Below are 19,265 nucleotides of genomic sequence, written 5' to 3'. Positions count from 1 at the left end.
AGACGCTTTGCATGTGCAGAGCGCCTTTTTTTATTCGCTGGTATTCCTTTTGACACCGACAACTTGATCCTTTGAAATGGTGCCAAAATGCCGGCTGTCGAAGCTATGTATTCGGTTATCTCCGACCACAAAGTAATGATTGTTTTTGATTTTATCGTCTCCTGTGATGGCTTTCAGCTGAAAATCCCCTGTCAGGACGTTCCCCATTTTATGTTGTTTCTGCTCTTTTAAATAAGGTTCCTTCTTTTTTTCACCATCGACAAATAACTGATCATCTTCATACTTGATCGTTTCTCCTGGGAGTTCAATGACCCGCTTGATCAAGATTTGATTTTTAGGTCCGTGAAATAACACATAATCAAACCGGCTAATTTTCGTGAGTTTTGGCGAGAACTTATTGATTAATAATTCTGTTCCATCTGTAAAAGTTGGGTCCATACTAACCCCTTCTACTTTGTACGTGACAAACATGAAATTCTTTACTTGGAACAATAAGACGATGCCTGTAATAATCATCAACCATAGCAATGGCTTCTTTTTCATTAAGAGCCTCCTTTGTCCTCACGTTTGCTCATTCGAATGTTCAATCTATTTTCTACTCTCTTTCCAACATACCATAATAACGCAATAACTAGAACCGCAAAAACACTTCTTAACGGATTCTTAACTAAAGCAGAAAGATCATAACCAATAAAACTAATGATAAAGAGCATGACACACTTGCCCGATAAAGTAGCTAATGAGAATTGCCAAAAACTAATTCTTGATAAACCTGCTACAACATTGACGGCAGCAGAGGGCGTGAAAGGAAAGCAAAGTAAAATAAATAATGGACCAAACCCCCGCTTCTCCACCCAAAGCATCAATTTTTTAATGGAAGGATGCCTGCTGATAAAGTTGAGCATTCTCATCTGTCCAAATTTTCTGATCAGTAAAAAGACAAGAATAGACCCTGCACTTGCGCCAATCCAGGTCAATAAAAATCCTTCCCAAAGACCGAATGCATTTGCATTCGCTACAGCAAACGCAACGAGTGGTAAAAACGGAAGAAATGCTTCTATTAAAGGGAGCAATATGGCCACAATCGGTCCAAAGGCCTTGTAGCTCTCAAAAAATGATGTGATATTTTCGTGAGTAAATAGAGAAAGAAATGATGTCAACTTGTTTGACTCCTTCAAGATTTGTCTACTTTTCATTTTACATGGAAAACATAAAAATATACAAATGAATCCCCCCCTTGAGATTATTTGACTCATTCGGTATAATAAACAAGAACATGTGTTCTATCAAGAAAGAAAGCAGGCTTGGACATGACGAGACTATCAAGAATACAGCTTCAGATGATGGAACAGGCCATCTTTCTTCCAATGGTCGTCTCCATCCTCAATCGTGATTTGACTCACTTAAAACAACATCAAACATTCAAACTAAATGAACCATACATTCAGCTTGTGACCTCCGCCTTAAAGGAAGCACAGAAAGCACTTTATGAACTAAAGCAGCATTTACGTAAAGAAAAAATGAAGGTACAGCAAATTGAACACGATGAAGGATTTACAACGTATCTATTTATCATGGATGGCTATGAAGAAACACATAAATACTTTAATCCACGTATACGTCACCGGGTAGAGGAACTACTGACTCGTTATTTTCTTCATCAAGCGAATTGAAGTTGCTTCATTGTCGCGCTTCCCCATTCAAAGCAAAAAGCCTGCCACAGCGGCAGGCTCCTACTTATTTATGATAATTCAAGCTGTTCTCTCAGCTCTGTTCTCACTTCTTCTAATCCAGCGCCATCTAACTCAAAGTAATACACATTCCCAGGCTGATAATCATGGCCCTTTAGCTGAATGGGATCCACTGATTTCAATGAGCTCAATAATGGAAAAAGACCGATAAACTGCTTCATGGACAGATTGGTTGAAACATTATCACCAAGTGTATCAATGATGTTGTCATAGGATGGGATCGAAGAAATAGATTTAGACTTTTCAAAGATGGCTTGAAGTGCTTCCATTTGGCGCTTCCCGCGCATGAGGTCACTATCTGCCTTTCTCGTTCTTACAAAGGCTAATGCTTCTTCGCCATTTAACGTATGTGTTCCTGTTTGCACATGAACTTTCCCTTTTGAATCCTTTTCCATTTGTTTTGCGATACCTTCATCTTCAATCGTTACTTCAATTCCATTTAACTCATCTACAATGTCTTGAAACGCCTTAAAGTTCCCTGAAATCACATAGTCTACCGGAATATTCAACAGGTTTTCGACCGTTTTGACTGACAAATCTGCACTCCCAAACGCATGGGCGTGGGCGATTTTATCATATCCTCTTCCCGGAATATCTACATAAGAATCACGAGGAATACTAAGGAGCTTGATGGTTTTCTCTGTTCGGTTCACAGCCGCCAGTAAGACCGCATCACTTCTTGCTTCGTCTACCGTTTCACCTGGACGGCTGTCAATTCCAAGCAGCAGGACCGAGAAGCTGTCCTTTCCTGGATCAAAAGCTTTCACACGCTTTTGCGAGGTGTCTCCTCTTTCTAATGACACTTGCGCCTTATTCGACGCTTTTGAAATTTTATAGTAGGCATATCCTGTCACGGATATTGCCATCACCATGACAAATGCCATGATAAACAGCACGACTTTCACCCAAGGTCTCAGCCTTCTTTTTGATCTTGTTTTCTCCTTCATCCTTTCCGAACCCTCACTCTATCTTAGTCTATCAATGTAGGTTCCACTATAACATATTTCAATGAAAGTTTCCTGCACGCAACATATTTTTATGAATCCACAATAAAAAAAAAGCCGCTCAGTATGAGCAGCTTTTCTTCCATTATTTTTGGTCAATTCCTTGTTTTACTTCATCAATCATGGCAGTCAATGATTCAAGGCCGCCGCCAGATAAATACCACATGTCAGAGTTCAAATACACCACATGGTTGTTTTTGACCGCTTTGACTGATTTCACATAATCATTCTCAACAAGCTGTTTCGCAGAAGTTTCTTCTCCGATCGCTGCGCCTCGATCAATGACAAATAAGTAATCCGGATTCGTTTTGACCATGTACTCATACGAAATGCTTTGCCCGTGTTTGTCAGATGGCTCAAGCTTTTGATCTGCCGGCGTGATACCAAAAACATCATGAATGAGTCCGTATCTTGACTTAGCACCAAAGGCTGTCATTTTACTGTCGTTGGCCATGATCACTAAACCATTCTGTTTCAACTCTTTTGCCTGTTTCTTTAATGCATCTACTTTTTGATCAATAGCTGCTAGTTCTTTTTTGACTTCGTCTTCCTTATCAAAAATTTCCCCTAACGTCGTGGCATTCTTTTTAAATGATTCCATATAGTTGGCAGTATCTACATCCATCAAAATCGTAGGAGCAATTTCAGAAAATTCATCGAATGCATCTGATTGACGTGACTGAATAATAATCAAATCGGGCTTAATCTCTGCAATTTTTTCGAAGTTCGGCTCTTTTAAACCGCCGACATTCTCATATTTGTCATCCTCATATTTGGATAGATATTTTGGGACCACTTGTTTTGGTAATGCTGTCACATTTACACCTAGCTTGTCTAACGTATCAAGACTTCCCATATCAAACACGACAACTTTTTTCGGGTTTTTCTTGATCTTCACGCCATCTTTATTCAGCATGTCTTTTACCGTGACGGTTTCCTCTTTTGTTCCTTCTGTTTTTCCTTGGTTCCCGCAGGCAGCGAGTACAACAATCGCTGTTAATACAGTCATCATCCAAATCCATTTTTTCATACGTGATCACCTCTTCATTTTTTTAAGAAAAATATAAGCAAATACGCTCACCGTGAATGACTTCAATCGGTATGCGCATGTCATAAATTTGTTCAAGTGCATCTGCTTGAATCACTTCTTCTACTCCGCCTTCTTTGATCACCTGACCATCTTTTAAAGCGACGATATGATCGGAATACACAGATGCAAAGTTAATATCATGGAGAACCACAACAATCGTTTTCTCAAGATCGTTGACGAGCTGCTTAAATAGCTTCATCATCTCAACAGAATGATTCATATCCAAGTTGTTTAAAGGCTCATCTAAGAAAATATAATCCGTATCCTGAGCCAGCACCATCGCAATAAAGGCTCTTTGCCTTTGTCCTCCGCTCAGTTCATCTACATATTGATGCTGGATATCGGCAAGCCTCATGTATTGGAGGGACACATCAATCATTTTCTCATCCTCTTTTGTCAGATGGCCCTGTGAGTAAGGAAAACGACCAAAGCTGACAAGTTCTCGAACGGTCAGGCGCACACTCATGTGATTGGCCTGCTTTAAAATGCTCATCTTTTTTGCTAGTTCCTGTGGTGGGTACGCGCTATATGGCTTGTCTTCTAAATAAGCTGCACCTGAGTCTGGCTGAATCAAGCGGCTCATGATTGATAAAAGTGTGCTTTTCCCCGCTCCATTGGGACCAATGAGAGAGGTCAGCTGTCCTTTTTTCACACTGACAGTTGTTTTGTGAAGCACTGTTTTTCCGTTATATGTCTTACTGACTCCCTTCATCACGACCATGAGCGACTCTCCTTTAAAAGTAAGTAAATAAAATACAACCCGCCTACTAAATCAATCAGGACACTCAGCGGCGTTTGAAAAGTAAATACCTTTTCTACAAGAAACTCCCCGCCTACAAGGGCAATCACACTGATGAAAAAAGAGCCTAGTAGCAAGTATGTATGCCGGTACGTCCGAAAGAGCTCTCGTGCGACATTTACGACGAGTAAGCCGAGGAACGTAATCGGTCCGACAAGTGCTGTTGCGATGGACACAAGAACGGCTATCACGATCAGCATCTTTTTTGTGATGCTGTCATAGCCAATTCCCAGATTCACCGCATGCTCCTTCCCAAGTGACATGACATCTAATTTGGAGCGGAATGTCCAAATATAAAGGCACAGCGCCGCAAATAAAACAGACGCAATGAGTAAGATATCTGTGTTCATGTGATTAAAGCTTGCAAAGGATTTATCTTGTACGACCTGGTATTCATTTGGATCAATCAGCATTTCCATAAAAGAAGAAAGGCTTTTGAACAATGTCCCAAAGACAATACCAACAAGCAGAAGCAAGAAAATGTGTTTATTTTTGCGTTTGAACATCACCGTATATAACAGCACAGAAAATAGAATCATCAGCCCAACGCAAAGGAAAAAATTCAGGTTTTTATTGACGATCATAAAATTGGTCGAGCCAAACAGATAAATAATCGCTGTTTGCAAAAACAAGTATAGTGCGTCTAAACCCAGTATGCTCGGCGTTAAGATTCGATTGTTGGTCAAGGTTTGGAAGACAACAGATGAAAAGGCAATCGCGCCTCCAGTCAATGTCATCGCCAGCACTTTCTTTAATCGACTTGGCACTGTGTACGGCCAGTACCCCATTTGAAAGGTAATGAAAATCACGATCAGCACGGCTGCAATGGCTGCAATCAGGCATAATGTTCGTTTCTTATGCATAGAGTTTCCTCCTTAATAACATGTACAGGAAGATCCCACTTCCGATGATGCCTACCATGAGCCCAACTGAAATTTCATATGGATAAATGATTACCCTTCCGAGCACATCACAAATCAGAACAAAAATGGCTCCTAGTAAGGCTGTATGCGGAAGGCTCTTTTTCAAGTGATCGCCGCGGTAGATCGATACAATATTCGGAATGATTAAGCCTAGGAATGGTAGCATCCCGACAGTTAATATGGTGACAGATGTAATCATCGAAACAATCACCAAACCAACCGCCATCACACGTTTATACGTTAAACCTAAGTTGATGGCAAAGCTCTCACCCATACCCGCCACTGTAAAGCGGTCAGCATATAAATACGCGATGATCAATAGTGGAACACTCACATAGAGAAGTTCATAACGCCCCTGAACAATAAGAGAAAAATCCCCTTGAAGCCATGCGGATACGTTTTGAATCAGATCATATTTATAGGCTATAAACGTAGATATTGAACTGACAATCCCGCCAAACATTAAACCGACTAAAGGTACATAGATCGTATCGTTCACCTTAATATGCCGCAGGATTTTTAAGAAAAGAAGATTCCCAGCTAAAGTAAATAGAAACGCGATTCCCATTTTCATGAGCGGGCTCGCATGTGTAAAAACAAGCATTGCTGCTAAAATACCAAGCTTCGCCCAATCCATCGTTCCTGCAGTGGTTGGTGAAACAAATTTATTCCTCGTCATGCTTTGCATAATAAAGCCGCATAAACTAAGGCTCATGCCAGCAAGCACAATACTCATGAGACGCGGGATGCGACTTGAAACTAACGTATGCACTTGTTCATCTGTTAAATGAAACAGCTGTAAAATGGACAGATCCTGTACACCGACAAACAGTGATACACATGCCAAACATACAAATAATAAACTTAATTGATACAACTTCATACTGGTTTCTCACTTTCTATCAAGCTCTTCCCACTAAAAATGATTATCATTATCAATTAAACGACAATTCATATATTATCACATCTAGTAAAATATTCAAATAGCAGAATGAGAAAGACGGAAACTCATAAAAAAACAGCCTGCGGTAGCGGCTGCTTTTTCACCATTATTGAATACTCACTTGAAATTGTCCCTTCAATTCCTCTTCTGCTTCTTGAAATAACTGCTTTACGCTTTCTGCATACTCGCCAAGAGCGTCCTTGCTTGTGTCAAAATTCACCCATGTTAGCTCTACTGGCAGATTTACTTCTCCTGTCAAACAGTCCCATAGGGCATCAAGATTTTTCCCGTAATAGTCAGGAAGGTGTAAAACTGTTTTTAGTTGGTCATGAAGCTCTTCTTGCGACCTGCACGATGCGCCGTCCAGCTGCACTTTTTTCATGTCATCTTCCCCTCTCATGCCTTTATTTTAAACGAATGGAAGGAAAAAGAGAAAGCAAGACTCCTCACTTTTGTTTCTGTCTGACACTTGAGATCAAAAGGGTGAGACAAGCTGCCAAAACGACCAAGAAAAAGACGGTTAACACCATCTGGGTTCCGTACAGATCAGCGAAAAGCCCGACAAAAACACTTGGAAGTCCCAGACCTAAATAGGCAAACAAATAAAAACCTGCAACGGCTCTAGCTGCCTCCTTTTTTCCCCGCTCGACAATAAGCTGAAGACCACCTAAATAAGTAAATCCATAGCAGGCAGTACCCGCAATCATCGTTCCGGCAAGCACAAGAATGATGGACCCACTATTTGCTCCAAATAGCAAGAGACCGTATCCGCATGGAAGACAGATAAATCCGGCAAGGAGCGCTGCTGTGCTATTCATTTTGCGAACAAAAGGCTGCATCAGGACACCTGCCATATTAATCAAAAACAGTGCCGGACCTACCCATAATTCATATCCATACAATTTAAGCTGTGCTGGCAAAACCGAAATGACGAGGCCGCACACCGACCACGCGACAGCAATCGCTGCATTCGCTGGAATTGTTCCTTTTGGAAATGTTGGCATATTCATCATCCGTTTACCTGAATCTCCTTGTACAGGTGGAACGAAAAAGAAGACACCCACGATCGTTAGGATTAAAAAGCCAAGCACAATCCAATAACTAAGCGGCGCAAGCGACACATGCTTAAAAGAAAGAAGTGCCGTAAAAAGAGCACCGCCCCCAAAGCCAACCGAACTGCATAACGCAATAAAAGTTGGAATCCAGCTTGATTTTTCTGGATATAAAGCAATCAAATAAGCGGTGCATGTACCAACACTCAGGCCAAGCCCCACCCCTTGCAGCAGCCGGGCCAAAAAGAGCATCTGAATGGTAGGATGTACGATCATCAATAAGGTAGCACATAACGAAAAACTAAGTGCGACCAATAAAACCGGTTTGCGTCCAGCCCGGTCAGATATCCCGCCAAGAAAAAGCAAAACTGGAATCAGTCCGAAGACATATGCAGCAAATACAAGGGCTGTAGCTGCTTTTCCGTACCCTGCTTGTTCGGCATACAACGTATAAAGGGGCACCTGCAGGTTCACTGCGGTTGTAATCATAAAAAGACCAAATAAAACAAATATAAATGGAATGATGGATAGGGGTGCGATTTCTTCTTTAGATGCAGGGATCATTTCACTCTCTCCTCTAGTCATAAGCATATGAGAACAGTGTACACACCTTTTGGCTTACTTCCTATATCCAAAAATGACGCTGTTGACCACTCCATATTTCCGTGTCATCATCATGTTATATGTGACAATGAGAGAAGGTGCCCGATGTATATTTATTTAGACCGCTCAAGTACTACCCCGCTCTGGCAGCAAATCGTGACTGGGATCATTCAACAAATTCATTCCAAAAAACTGAATCCTGATGATCAGTTAACACCGACACGCCTATTAGCACAGGAGCTCAATGTATCAAGATCAACTATACAGCTTGCTTATGATGAACTGCTGGCAAGAGGATATGTCAGCACATCTAGAAGAGGCGGTACGAAGGTTATTTCGAGTGACCACTATGCAGCCTCCGCTCCCCATCAAGGTGAGCCTCCTTTTCCTCTTCCAATAAGACCACACTTTCAAGAGGCGGAGAAACAAATGAACCACTGGCTGTCGGCCAATCAATTTCATGAAAAGCTTGATATTGATTTTCGTCATCAGGAACCAGCCATCGATGAACATTTCCAAAACATATGGAAACGCTCGCTCATGAAAGCTTTACAGCGATTAGAGATGAAAGATTGGGGCTATTCCTCCCCGCATGGTTTATGGGAAGTACGTTCAGAAATACGCCAATACTTATCTGTAGAACGCGGTATCGATGTAGAAGAGGATCAAATCGTGTTAACAGGAGGCACGCAGCAAGCCATTGATTTGATTTCACAGGTATTGCTTAAAAAAGGCGATACAGTAGCTGTTGAAGATCCAGGCTTTCCTGGAGCAAGGCTTTCCTTTATGCATCGTGAAATGAACATTTATCCCGCGCCCGTCGATGAAGAAGGAATGATGGTGAATACATTGCCACGGCGAACAAAGCTGATTGCGGTGACGCCCTCCCATCAGCGTCCAACCGGTGTATGTATGAGCGTCAACAGAAGGCAGCAGCTGCTGAAATTTGCCGTCAGCCATCAGTCTTATATACTAGAGGATGATTTTGATGGAGATTATCGTTATCATGGCGGACCGCTTCCTTCATTATTTTCAGAAGCATCAGGCCATGTGATTTATATCTTAAGCTTCTCCAAAGTACTGGCACCCGGCATCCGCCTTGCTGCCATTATCGGCTCCAAAGCGATCATAAAAGAAATCGCTTCCTTGCAATCACTCATTCAAAGACAGCTGCCCATTATGGAACAGATCACACTCGCCTCTTTTTTCAGAGAAGGAGAATTTACGCGTTATGTCAGGCGAATGAGACAGCTATATAAAAAAAGACAGGCTGCCATGATGGATGCCCTTTTGACACAACAATTTGACAAGCACTTTCATATTTATGGAACAGATACCGGTCTTCATGTCTTTTTGGAAGGAGCGCCAGACTTTGACGAAAAAGGCAGTATTGAGGCAGCAAAAGCAGCAGGTATTGGCATTTATCCATTAAGTCCTTATTGTTTTGAGAGCAATCGAAAAGGATTACTGCTAGGCTTTGCTTGTACGGACGAAAACATGATTCAAGATGGTGTGCAGCGCTTAAAGCAAATACTTTATATGTAAAAAAAGCTTGGAAGTCCGCCGCCTTCCAAGCTTTTTTATGTTGATTGCTGAATGCGGCCTACTTCTTCAATAAATGCAGCTGCCCTCTGCAATCCATCTTGGAGATGATGAGTAGCGGAAATAAACAGCTTTTCTTGATCTGGGCGCTTTAATAGCTGCTCCACCTGACCAATTCCTTTTTCAAATGAATGAAGACCTGTCTTTAATTGTTCATCTGCCTTTTGATAAGCGGCTGGAACTTCTTGATGAGCAAGCCCCTTTTGAATCACACGATCAAAGGCTTTCGTCGCCTTTTTCAATTTTTTATTTACTTGGATCTTTCCCTGTCCATCTGAAATAAATTGGTCGGTCATGTTTTCATAAGCTTCATTTAACTCATCCATATAACGCTGAACCCATTGTTCATACGCAGCTGCTTTTGTGTCTTGTTTTGAAGGCGATTGACCTGCTTGCTGACAGGCTGCTAGTAATGTCACTGTCAAGGTGAATAACAGCAGCAATTGCGATTGTTTTTTCATACAGAGCCTCCATTTCTTATTCCCATTCGTTCATATCGGTCAAAATAGGAGGATCCTTTACCACATACGAACACTTTGCAAGAAATGATTTCTTTTATTGTAACAGACGGCTCGTGTCACTTCTGTGATTTATGAGTAATTGCTTGAAAATACGTCTAAGGATCCACATTTCCCTGTCATTTAGTGTACAGTCTACCGATACACTCTATAGACGACTGGATATATGGATTTGGTTTCAACAAATTCATGTGCATGGTGGATGTTGTCGTGTCATCATAATGATGCCCCAACGAAGTCGCCTTGTCCTGTTGATTTATTGAAGTTTACCTTTACAAGCAATGTCAAGCTCTTCGACTACTTCACCATGTTGGATGAGATAGGCTTTTTCATGGAGATTGACAGCGGGACAAATATGATTTGGAATGATTTGCACCTTCTCACCGATCTGGACAGTCTGACGGAAGCCTTCGTGATAAATGATGGCATGCTCATCAAATACACTGGAAACAAATACATCATCAAAGTCTTTTACCTTACCTAGTCCCTTTGTTTTCGTCAACCCTTTTGTACGGGTTTGAGCCGTGAGCCCTTTGGCTCCAACATCTGTAATGACACGAGTATTTGTTGGCTTACTAATCACCGTCGTCAGGACAGCTGCTGCGCAATGTGAAAAAGTGCCGATCACATTGGACTGAGAGGCATCCATGAAGATGTAAGTACCTGGTCTGATTTCGGTCACTCCCTTTGGAATATCAAATTGAAATAAGAACGGCGGTGTTGATCCTATGCTCACTACCTCTAGCAGCATGCCTGATTCTTTTGCAATCTGTGCAAACCGAAGCGTTCGATTCACAGCGTCTTCATATAATGTTTGACAATGCGCTTTACTTTCCGCCTTGTATGTATGACCATCATGAGAAAAAATCCCCTTTAAATGAACGAAGTCACATGTTTTTATCGCCTGCAAGATTTGACGGAAATCATTCTCTTCAATGACACCAGACCTCTCTTCTCCAACCTCTATCTCAATTAAAACCTCCGCTTTTTTCTCTGCTCCACGAAAGACATCTTCAATTTGAAACACATGCTCTACACAATCTATTCCAAATGAAATGTGTATCGACTCTGCCAGCTTTCGAATTCGCTTCAGCTTTGTCTCACCTACAATTTGATTGGCGATAAAGATATCTGTTAGCCCATGCGCTGCCATCACTTCCGCTTCCCCTACTTTCGCTACAGTTAAGCCAGATGCGCCCATCTCCTCCTGCACCTTTGCAAGACTAGGTGTTTTATGTGTTTTCGTATGAGGACGCAGTTTGACTTGCTGACGGTCCGCATATTGCTGCATAGCAGCTAGATTCTCCATCATCACCTGTTTATCAATTAATAGCGCCGGTGTATCTAGTTCATCATAACTCATCATCATATCCCCTTTCACTGCTGCACATTACATAAAAATCTATACATTTCAATTAAATTATATAATTTTTTATATAATTATCAATGTTTTTGATATGCTAAACCCTCGCTTCATAAGGAGTCCAGCGGCTGTGCTGCCGCTGGTTTTAGTTAATATCTGTTCCGAAGCTCCCTTAATATAAAATCATATACAAGGTTGAGCTGTTGTTCCTTTGGATACAGCATAAATTCTTGTTTTTTAGGAAGACCACCATCAAGGCGATCTTGAAATTTCGTTCGGAGATACGCTGTTCTGTGCACCTGACTCTCAAATGACTTATATGAGACATCGAGTTTGACGGTTTGCTCATTTGTAAAAATGACCACCGTGTCTCCGAGGGATGATTCCTGGAAGGTATGAATGTATTTGTGGGAGATCCAACCGCACTGAGGACGGTTGGATGAATAGGTTGGGAAGAAATACAGATGATTGGATGAGTCAATCACAATGGGAGGCTTGTGAGAAATTCCTGTTACTTCATATGTTCCCGCTTTTCTGCCTGCATAGCTTGAGCCGAAGAATCGGCAGCTGCGTTCAATAATTTGCAGGGGCTTTAATTCAACGTAAAAGCTTGTCTCTCTTTCTATGACTTTTGAATATACTCTTTTTCCTTCTTCAACCGGAAGGATCGCCATTGTTGTTTGATTAATGACGTATGAATCTAAAGGTGTTTCACTAATTCCTGACACTTCATTTCCTCCTGTGTTAATTTTTGGTTATTTTAGATACTATTAATCTATCACCAACATATAAGAAACGACAGGATTTTTTCAAAATTTATTAAAAATCATTTTTTTATCGTATTATTTAGTCCATTCGATCTATCGAAAAGCCTTTTTTAAAGATATATCACATTGTGTCGATCGGACAAGAGGTGTCGATTTCGCTCAAAAATAAATTGTCTAAAAATTATAAATTCTTGTTGATTTTTTCTCCGCCAATCCATATACTATAAAAAAGGCATCGGGGGGATTCTTTATGAAAGAGAAAAAAACGTATGCTGAGCTCATGAAGTCCCGCAACACCCAAAAAACCGAAGAAAACGGCGTGACGATTTTAGACATCTATATTCAAATGGTTTTAGATGAGGCGCTTTATAAACAGCGCTTAACCTTCCTTAGAGAAGAGATTGATAAGGCACTGGATCAGCGCGATGAAAAACGATTCAACGACCTGTCAGCTCAATATGCAGAACACTGCTTACATTAATCATGATGATTTTACTTGCGGCAAAGAGGGCAGCAACTCGTCTCTTTACCGCAAGTTTTTTGTTTATCCATTTAAAATGGTTCCGCCATTTACATGCAGGATTTGTCCATTTATATAAGAGGAGTCTTCGCTCGCTAAAAATAAATAACTCGGTGCAAGCTCTACTGGCTCACCAGGACGCTCCATTGGAACATCTCCGCCAAATTCAGAGACTTCCTTTTCCGTAAAGGTCGATGGAATGAGCGGTGTCCAAATGGGGCCTGGGGCTACCCCATTCACTCTAATCCCTTGCTTAATGAGCGATAAAGATAATGATCTCGTAAATGTCACGACTGCCCCTTTTGTAGATGAATAGTCGATCAAGGTTTCATGACCTTTATAGGCTGTGACAGATGCGGTATTAATGATACTGCTTCCTTTCTTTAAATGAGGAAGTACCGCTTTTGTTAAGTAAAACATGGCAAAAATATTCGTTTGAAATGTTCGAAGAAGCTGATGTGAGGTAATCTGTTCAATGCTTTTTTGCGGATGCTGTTCCCCGGCATTGTTCACCAAAATATCAATGGAACCGAAAGCATCCTTCGTTTTTTTGACGACCTCGTTTGAAAACGACTCATCTCCTAAATCACCTGCAATTAAAATGGCGCGGCCTCCCGCCTTTTCAATATAGTCCTTCGTTTCCTCTGCATCGCGGTGTTCACTCAAGTAAACAATGGCGACATTGGCGCCTTCCTTCGCAAATAAGACCGAGACTGCTCTTCCGATCCCGCTGTCTCCACCTGTCACAATAGCTGTTTTCCCTGCTAACTTTTTATCCGGCATCTCTCGATCAAAAACAGGCCTTGGATTCATTTTATATTCAAGACCTGGACGCTCACTTTGATGCTGAGGCGGCAATGTTTTCTTCGGCTGCTTTGTTGACACGTCTGACCACTCCTTCCTTTTATCTTGTTTATTTTTATGTGTTGGCTATTTTTTTATGTATGCCGAACTAGTTTCCTTTCAAATGTATGATTTTCTTCATTGTGGAAAAATTATACACAATAAGTCACTAACTGGAGGCGACAGTATGGAACAAGAACATAAAGGATTGGAACAGGCAAAATCGTTATGGATAGCGGATAGTCAAAAGCATTCTTTTCCTGCAGTAGATGAGGATCTCACAGCAGATGTCATCATTGTTGGCGGTGGTATTACCGGTATCGCTACCGCGTTTGAAATGACAGAACGCGGGCTGGATGTCATCATCATTGATGCTGATCAACTGCTGCAAGGTACGACCGGACATACGACAGCTAAGATTACCTCACAGCACGATGTGTACTACTATGAGCTGATCCAGCAAATTGGTATGCCCAAAGCCCGTTTGTATGTAGAAGCAAATGAGAAAGCAAAAGAGCTGATTCAAGCTCGCGTCAAAAAATACGACATTGATTGTCAGCTAGAAGTCAAAGATGCGTACCTCTATACAAAGGAAGAAAGCGGTGTAAAAAAATTAAAAAAGGAATTAGATGCCTACAAACAGCTTGGGATTGATCGAGAATGGAAAACAGCGCTTCCTTTTGATGCTGACATCAAGGCTGCCCTAGCAATGACGCAGCAGGCACAGTTCCATCCCCTTCATTATCTCAATGCACTCATTGACCAGCTCCTAGAGCGAGGTGTACGTATTTATGAACAGACAACTGCTGTTGACGTGAAAGAAGGAAACCGCCCTGCTGTCGTCACAAAAGACGACCATCACCTGACAGGCCGCTATATCATTTCCTGTTCGCACTTTCCTTTTTATGATGGAAAAGGACTTTATTTCACGCGCATTCACCCAGAGCAATCTTATGTGGTAGCAGCCAAAACAACGAAGCCGCTACCAGATGGAATGTACTTAGGGATCGACCAGCCTGCTCATTCTTTAAGAACGGCAGAATGGCATGGTGAGGAAGTGGTTCTCATCGGAGGAGAAGGTCATAAAACTGGACAAGGCGGGGATGAATCTGCTCACTATGAAGGACTAGAAAGGTTTGGAGACGCTACCCTTGGAATTGAAGAGGTGCTGTATCGCTGGTCTACACACGATATGGTCACAATGGATCAAATCCCTTACATTGGCCGCCTAACCAAACACCATCAAAATATCTTTGTTGCGACCGGTTTTAGAAAATGGGGCATGACGACAAGCCATGTCGCAGCTACTCTTATCGGTAATTTGATTGAAGGAAAATTGAATCCATACGAATCCATTTTTACGCCATCAAGACCTGTTTCTGATTCTTTCGTCAAAGATTTCGTTAAAGAAAACAGCAATGTCGCTGCCAAGCTGATCAGTGGTAAATTAAAACGAACCGATCAAACCATTGATGATTTAAAGCCAGGAGAAGGCGGCATTGTCTCTTATGAACATAAAAAATGTGGCGCCTTTAAATCAGAGGACGGGAACATCTTTCTTGTCGATACAACGTGTACTCACCTAGGCTGTGAAGTCGCTTGGAATAATAGTGACCGCACTTGGGATTGCCCGTGTCACGGTTCACGTTTCTCCATTACTGGAGAGGTAGTAGAAGGCCCAGCAAAGAAACCACTAAAAAGGTCTTATAAAGAACAGTAAAATTTTACTGATTCCCTTTAAAAAATCCAATATTATCCGATAGATAATATAAAGTCTGATAATTTGTGATGATTATAGGGGGACAAAAACATTGTTATTTAAAAAAGAGACGAAAAGAAAAAACACTGCTTTTTTCACACAGCAGAATGATGGGATAAAACGTATCAACTTTTCTGACAATACGGATATCGCGAAACAAATCAAAATGATAGACCTGACGCAGCATGACCTATTGATTCTAAAACAGCTCAATCCAATTGTTCAGGAGGATATTGCACGTATCGTTGATAAATTTTATAAAAATTTAGAAGTCGAGTCTTCCTTGATGCATATCATTCAGGATAATAGTTCTGTCGAGCGTTTGAAAAAAACACTCCGCATTCATATTAGTGAAATGTTTGCAGGTGTGGTTGATGAAGCCTATGTGGCAAAACGAATTAAAATTGCGCAAGTTCATTTACGGATTGGCCTCCAGCCTAAGTGGTATATGGCAGCATTCCAGGACCTTCTGCTATCAATTATGGATTTATTTGCTCAGCATATCCAAGATTTCAAAGAATATCAGACAGCAGTCAAAGCGACGACGAAAATCTTAAATTTAGAGCAGCAGCTTGTCCTTGATACATTCCAAAATGAATATTCTAAAATTCGTGATGAAGCAGAACAGCAGCAGCAGGAGCTCCATACAAAAATCACAGAAACATCAAATTCGCTTGCATCTCTCTTCTCAAACACAACGAATGCAGTGGACAAGCTTGTATCAAAATCTGATGAGATGGCGGACATGTCGCAAGCTGGAACGCAAATTTCAGCACAGGTCGAGGAAAAATCGATTGGCGGAAAAAAAGAATTAGAGATTCAACAAACACAAATGAACCAAATTGATGGCAGCATGACAAAGATTGAAACAGAAATTAAACGTTTAGAAGAAATCGCCAAACAGATTGAACAAATCTTTGGGATTGTCACAGGCATTGCAGAGCAGACGAACTTGTTATCTTTAAATGCTTCCATCGAATCTGCACGAGCAGGCGAACACGGAAAAGGCTTTGCTGTCGTCGCAAACGAGGTTCGTAAATTATCAGAGGACACAAAGAAAACGGTTTCAACCGTATCTGAACTCGTCAACAATACCAATTCACAAATCTCCATTGTGTCTCAGCACATTGGGGACGTGAATTTACTCGTGACAGATAGTAAAGAAAAAATGACTCAAATCAATTCGCTCTTCGATGATATCGTCAGCAGCATGAACTTAAGCAAAAATCAAAATGGAAAAATTGAAATAGACCTTCAAACCTTCCTGAACGAATTGAAGGAAGTCAAACAAACGGTGTCCCAAGTTGCCAGCTCAGTCGAATCCTTAACAAGTCTCACAAATCGCTGATCCAGTCTTTTTTCTTCTGCTTTAGTATAATAGAAGAAAAGATAGAAAAGGCGGGATTTAATTGACAACAATTTGCCTAGTCAGACACGGGGAAACAGATTGGAATGCAGCGAAACGAATTCAAGGACGAACAGATATCCCTTTAAATGATACTGGTAAATGGCAGGCTGAACAAACGGGCCTTTATTTGAAGAATGCCCGTTGGGATGTTGTCATTTCCAGTCCACTCACAAGGGCAAAAGAAACAGCACACTTGATTTTAAAACATGTAGATGCGCCTCTTGTCATCATGGATGATTTCATTGAGCGTGATTATGGCGATGCTGAAGGCATGTCATTTGAGGAGCGCCAAAAGCTTTTTCCAGATAAACAGTATCCAAATATGGAGCCGCTTGAGACAATTCAAGATCGAATGGTAGAAGGCATTGAGAAAGTTAGAGCAGCCTATCCGAATCAACAAGTCCTGATCGTGGCACACGGCGCTGCCATCCATGCTTTACTCACCACCATAGCGGGTGAACATCTTGGTCTTGAGAACACGAGGCTCGTCAATGCTTGCTTAAATTATGTGGAATGGAAAGATGGTAAATGGAAGGTGCTTGATTACAACGTGGTCAGCCATTTAACTCAATCCTCTCCTACTTAAAGAACCTGTTATGTAAACAGGTTCTTTAAGCGTGTAGACAAACCCTCGCATTCGTTGTCAGTCCTGTGCGCTGGTGCTCACGAATTGCAAATTTGCTCCGCGCCAGTGCTCGTCCTTCCTAGACTGCAAAGGTTTTCTATCACGCTGAAAAGAAGACAAAGGGCTAAAATCTGAGAACCTGTTATATAAACAGGTTCTTTTTAAATGACAAAAACAATGATAAAATAGTATTTTTTTATATCGAAATTCGAAATAGATGCTAGACGTTTCTACCTATTTTAAGGCTTTTCGGGTATCGAATATTTCTCCGAAAATGGATCATAAGAAAAAAAGCACACTTCCTTTTTAATAGATAACCGTTGAAATAGTAGAATAAACATATTTTACCATCATTTCCAAGTGACTTAATTCCCCACTTTTCGCTAGGACTTTCACAAAAATTCAGGTCTACTCTTATTTGCCTACTTCCCTTAAACTGAATATACAGAATAGTCAAACGGATCATTCTTATAGACTACGGATGATTATTCTGAAATAAGAAAAAAGGGATGTGGATTGTGCGTGAAAAAGAAAAATGTGATGACAAGTGTTTTATTGGCTGTCCCTCTTTTGTTTTCAGCAGGGTTTGGAGGCTCCATGGCAAATGCCGAGACGGTCTCAAAGTCAGATAGTGAAAAGAGCTATATTGTTGGCTTTAAAGCCTCTGCCACTACAAACAGCTCTAAGAAACAAGCCGTCACTCAAAATGGTGGAAAACTTGAAAAGCAATATCGTCTCATTAATGCCGCACAAGTAAAGATGTCCGAACAAGCCGCAAAAAAACTTGAACATGACCCTAGCATTGCTTACGTAGAAGAAGATCACAAAGCAGAAGCATATGCACAAACCGTCCCTTATGGAATCCCTCAAATCAAAGCTCCAGCTGTACACGCTCAAGGTTATAAAGGTGCTAATGTCAAAGTAGCTGTCCTTGATACGGGCATCCACGCTGCACACCCTGATTTAAATGTTGCAGGCGGTGCCAGCTTCGTCCCTTCAGAACCAAATGCCACCCAAGACTTTCAATCACATGGAACTCACGTAGCCGGAACTATCGCTGCCCTTGATAACACAATTGGTGTTCTTGGGGTCGCTCCAAGTGCTTCCCTATATGCTGTTAAAGTATTAGACCGTTATGGCGACGGACAATATAGCTGGATCATTAGCGGTATTGAATGGGCAGTAGCCAATAATATGGATGTCATCAACATGAGCTTAGGCGGACCGAACGGTTCAACAGCGCTTAAAAATGCCGTTGATACAGCGAATAACCGCGGAGTCGTTGTTGTGGCGGCTGCAGGTAACTCAGGTTCAACTGGCTCTACAAGTACAGTTGGCTATCCAGCAAAATATGATTCTACCATTGCCGTTGCCAATGTAAACAGCAGCAATGTCAGAAATTCGTCTTCCAGCGCAGGTCCTGAATTAGATGTTTCTGCACCTGGTACTTCTATTTTAAGTACAGTACCAAGCAGTGGATACACATCTTATACTGGAACGTCTATGGCGTCTCCTCATGTAGCAGGAGCAGCAGCGCTTATCCTTTCTAAGTACCCGAATCTATCAACTTCTCAGGTTCGCCAGCGCTTAGAAAACACGGCAACACCGCTTGGTAACTCCTTCTATTACGGAAAAGGGTTAATCAACGTTCAAGCGGCTTCTAACTAATAAATAAAATCCGGCTGATGCAGCCGG

20 protein-coding genes are annotated in these 19,265 nt (G+C 41.4%); 7 read left to right on the top strand and 13 right to left on the bottom strand.

What is annotated here, in order from left to right; translation table 11 throughout:
• Nucleotides 1-30: 30 nt before the first annotated feature.
• Nucleotides 31-543: a signal peptidase I gene (gene lepB, locus MKY18_RS05230; RefSeq protein WP_342497760.1), complete on the bottom strand. Its 513-nt coding sequence runs from the start codon at nucleotides 541-543 to the stop codon at nucleotides 31-33.
• Nucleotides 543-1,160, bottom strand: a complete 618-nt coding sequence (locus tag MKY18_RS05225) for a TVP38/TMEM64 family protein (protein ID WP_080772985.1) — start codon at nucleotides 1,158-1,160, stop codon at nucleotides 543-545. Before MKY18_RS05225 ends, lepB begins: the two co-directional genes overlap by 1 nt.
• A gap of 150 nt (nucleotides 1,161-1,310) precedes the next feature.
• On the opposite strand from MKY18_RS05225, the gene MKY18_RS05220 reads away from it, so the two are divergent.
• On the top strand, nucleotides 1,311-1,673 hold the full coding sequence (locus tag MKY18_RS05220) for a hypothetical protein (protein ID WP_185107594.1): 363 nt from the start codon (nucleotides 1,311-1,313) through the stop codon (nucleotides 1,671-1,673).
• Between the two features lie 68 nt (nucleotides 1,674-1,741).
• On the opposite strand, the gene MKY18_RS05215 is transcribed toward MKY18_RS05220, so the two are convergent.
• The 7 genes from MKY18_RS05215 to MKY18_RS05185 all read right to left on the bottom strand — a co-directional run bounded on the left by MKY18_RS05215 (nucleotide 1,742) and on the right by MKY18_RS05185 (nucleotide 8,126).
• On the bottom strand, nucleotides 1,742-2,698 hold the full coding sequence (locus tag MKY18_RS05215; RefSeq protein WP_113768389.1) for an LCP family protein: 957 nt from the start codon (nucleotides 2,696-2,698) through the stop codon (nucleotides 1,742-1,744).
• Between the two features lie 142 nt (nucleotides 2,699-2,840).
• Nucleotides 2,841-3,785, bottom strand: a complete 945-nt coding sequence (locus MKY18_RS05210) for a siderophore ABC transporter substrate-binding protein (RefSeq protein WP_044140716.1) — start codon at nucleotides 3,783-3,785, stop codon at nucleotides 2,841-2,843.
• 22 nt (nucleotides 3,786-3,807) lie between these two features.
• Nucleotides 3,808-4,566 carry an ATP-binding cassette domain-containing protein gene (locus tag MKY18_RS05205; RefSeq protein WP_044140715.1) on the bottom strand — a complete coding sequence of 253 codons (759 nt, stop codon included), beginning with the start codon at nucleotides 4,564-4,566 and terminating at the stop codon, nucleotides 3,808-3,810.
• Nucleotides 4,557-5,507, bottom strand: coding sequence for an iron chelate uptake ABC transporter family permease subunit (locus MKY18_RS05200; RefSeq protein ID WP_065098908.1), 951 nt, complete (start codon nucleotides 5,505-5,507; stop codon nucleotides 4,557-4,559). The genes MKY18_RS05205 and MKY18_RS05200 overlap by 10 nt, the downstream gene beginning before the upstream one ends.
• Nucleotides 5,500-6,450 (bottom strand): ABC transporter permease, encoded by a 951-nt coding sequence (locus tag MKY18_RS05195; RefSeq protein WP_113768388.1) that lies wholly within the window; start codon nucleotides 6,448-6,450, stop codon nucleotides 5,500-5,502. The genes MKY18_RS05200 and MKY18_RS05195 overlap by 8 nt, the downstream gene beginning before the upstream one ends.
• Before the next feature lie 166 nt (nucleotides 6,451-6,616).
• Complete coding sequence (locus MKY18_RS05190; RefSeq protein ID WP_044140712.1) at nucleotides 6,617-6,892, bottom strand: barstar family protein; 276 nt, start codon at nucleotides 6,890-6,892, stop codon at nucleotides 6,617-6,619.
• Between the two features lie 64 nt (nucleotides 6,893-6,956).
• Complete coding sequence (locus MKY18_RS05185) at nucleotides 6,957-8,126, bottom strand: MFS transporter (RefSeq protein WP_065098910.1); 1,170 nt, start codon at nucleotides 8,124-8,126, stop codon at nucleotides 6,957-6,959.
• 144 nt (nucleotides 8,127-8,270) lie between these two features.
• Between MKY18_RS05185 and MKY18_RS05180 the strand changes: the two genes are divergently transcribed.
• Nucleotides 8,271-9,710 carry a PLP-dependent aminotransferase family protein gene (locus tag MKY18_RS05180; protein ID WP_185107596.1) on the top strand — a complete coding sequence of 480 codons (1,440 nt, stop codon included), beginning with the start codon at nucleotides 8,271-8,273 and terminating at the stop codon, nucleotides 9,708-9,710.
• 35 nt (nucleotides 9,711-9,745) lie between these two features.
• Here MKY18_RS05180 and MKY18_RS05175 read toward each other — a convergent pair whose 3' ends face one another.
• The 3 genes from MKY18_RS05175 to MKY18_RS05165 all read right to left on the bottom strand — a co-directional run bounded on the left by MKY18_RS05175 (nucleotide 9,746) and on the right by MKY18_RS05165 (nucleotide 12,376).
• The gene (locus tag MKY18_RS05175) at nucleotides 9,746-10,228 is read right to left on the bottom strand and encodes a hypothetical protein (protein ID WP_065098911.1); all 483 of its coding nucleotides are present in this window, start codon (nucleotides 10,226-10,228) and stop codon (nucleotides 9,746-9,748) included.
• Nucleotides 10,229-10,541: 313 nt separating this feature from the next.
• Entirely contained in the window at nucleotides 10,542-11,648 is a 1,107-nt protein-coding gene (locus MKY18_RS05170) for a D-TA family PLP-dependent enzyme (protein WP_342497759.1), read from the bottom strand.
• Nucleotides 11,649-11,797: 149 nt separating this feature from the next.
• Nucleotides 11,798-12,376 carry a competence protein ComK gene (locus MKY18_RS05165; RefSeq protein WP_003212419.1) on the bottom strand — a complete coding sequence of 193 codons (579 nt, stop codon included), beginning with the start codon at nucleotides 12,374-12,376 and terminating at the stop codon, nucleotides 11,798-11,800.
• A 289-nt stretch (nucleotides 12,377-12,665) separates the two neighbouring features.
• Here MKY18_RS05165 and MKY18_RS05160 point away from each other — a divergent pair, with 289 nt between their 5' ends.
• Nucleotides 12,666-12,896 (top strand): IDEAL domain-containing protein, encoded by a 231-nt coding sequence (locus tag MKY18_RS05160; RefSeq protein ID WP_003210924.1) that lies wholly within the window; start codon nucleotides 12,666-12,668, stop codon nucleotides 12,894-12,896.
• 63 nt (nucleotides 12,897-12,959) lie between these two features.
• Here MKY18_RS05160 and MKY18_RS05155 read toward each other — a convergent pair whose 3' ends face one another.
• Nucleotides 12,960-13,820, bottom strand: coding sequence for an SDR family oxidoreductase (locus MKY18_RS05155; protein WP_044140706.1), 861 nt, complete (start codon nucleotides 13,818-13,820; stop codon nucleotides 12,960-12,962).
• Nucleotides 13,821-13,965: 145 nt separating this feature from the next.
• Here MKY18_RS05155 and MKY18_RS05150 point away from each other — a divergent pair, with 145 nt between their 5' ends.
• The 4 genes from MKY18_RS05150 (at nucleotide 13,966) to MKY18_RS05135 (ending at nucleotide 19,238) form a co-directional block, all read left to right on the top strand.
• Nucleotides 13,966-15,498 (top strand): FAD-dependent oxidoreductase, encoded by a 1,533-nt coding sequence (locus MKY18_RS05150; protein WP_185107599.1) that lies wholly within the window; start codon nucleotides 13,966-13,968, stop codon nucleotides 15,496-15,498.
• Nucleotides 15,499-15,589: 91 nt separating this feature from the next.
• On the top strand, nucleotides 15,590-16,885 hold the full coding sequence (locus MKY18_RS05145) for a globin-coupled sensor protein (protein ID WP_065098915.1): 1,296 nt from the start codon (nucleotides 15,590-15,592) through the stop codon (nucleotides 16,883-16,885).
• Nucleotides 16,886-16,946: 61 nt separating this feature from the next.
• Complete coding sequence (locus MKY18_RS05140; protein ID WP_065098916.1) at nucleotides 16,947-17,531, top strand: histidine phosphatase family protein; 585 nt, start codon at nucleotides 16,947-16,949, stop codon at nucleotides 17,529-17,531.
• A 561-nt stretch (nucleotides 17,532-18,092) separates the two neighbouring features.
• Nucleotides 18,093-19,238, top strand: coding sequence for a S8 family peptidase (locus MKY18_RS05135; RefSeq protein WP_044140726.1), 1,146 nt, complete (start codon nucleotides 18,093-18,095; stop codon nucleotides 19,236-19,238).
• Nucleotides 19,239-19,265: the final 27 nt, after the last annotated feature.

This window comes from Bacillus sp. FSL R7-0672, assembly GCF_038601465.1.
Taxonomy (GTDB): domain Bacteria; phylum Bacillota; class Bacilli; order Bacillales; family Bacillaceae; genus Bacillus; species Bacillus pumilus.
Note: the sequence above shows the minus strand (reverse complement) of the source record. Positions and strands in the feature narration are given on the sequence as shown.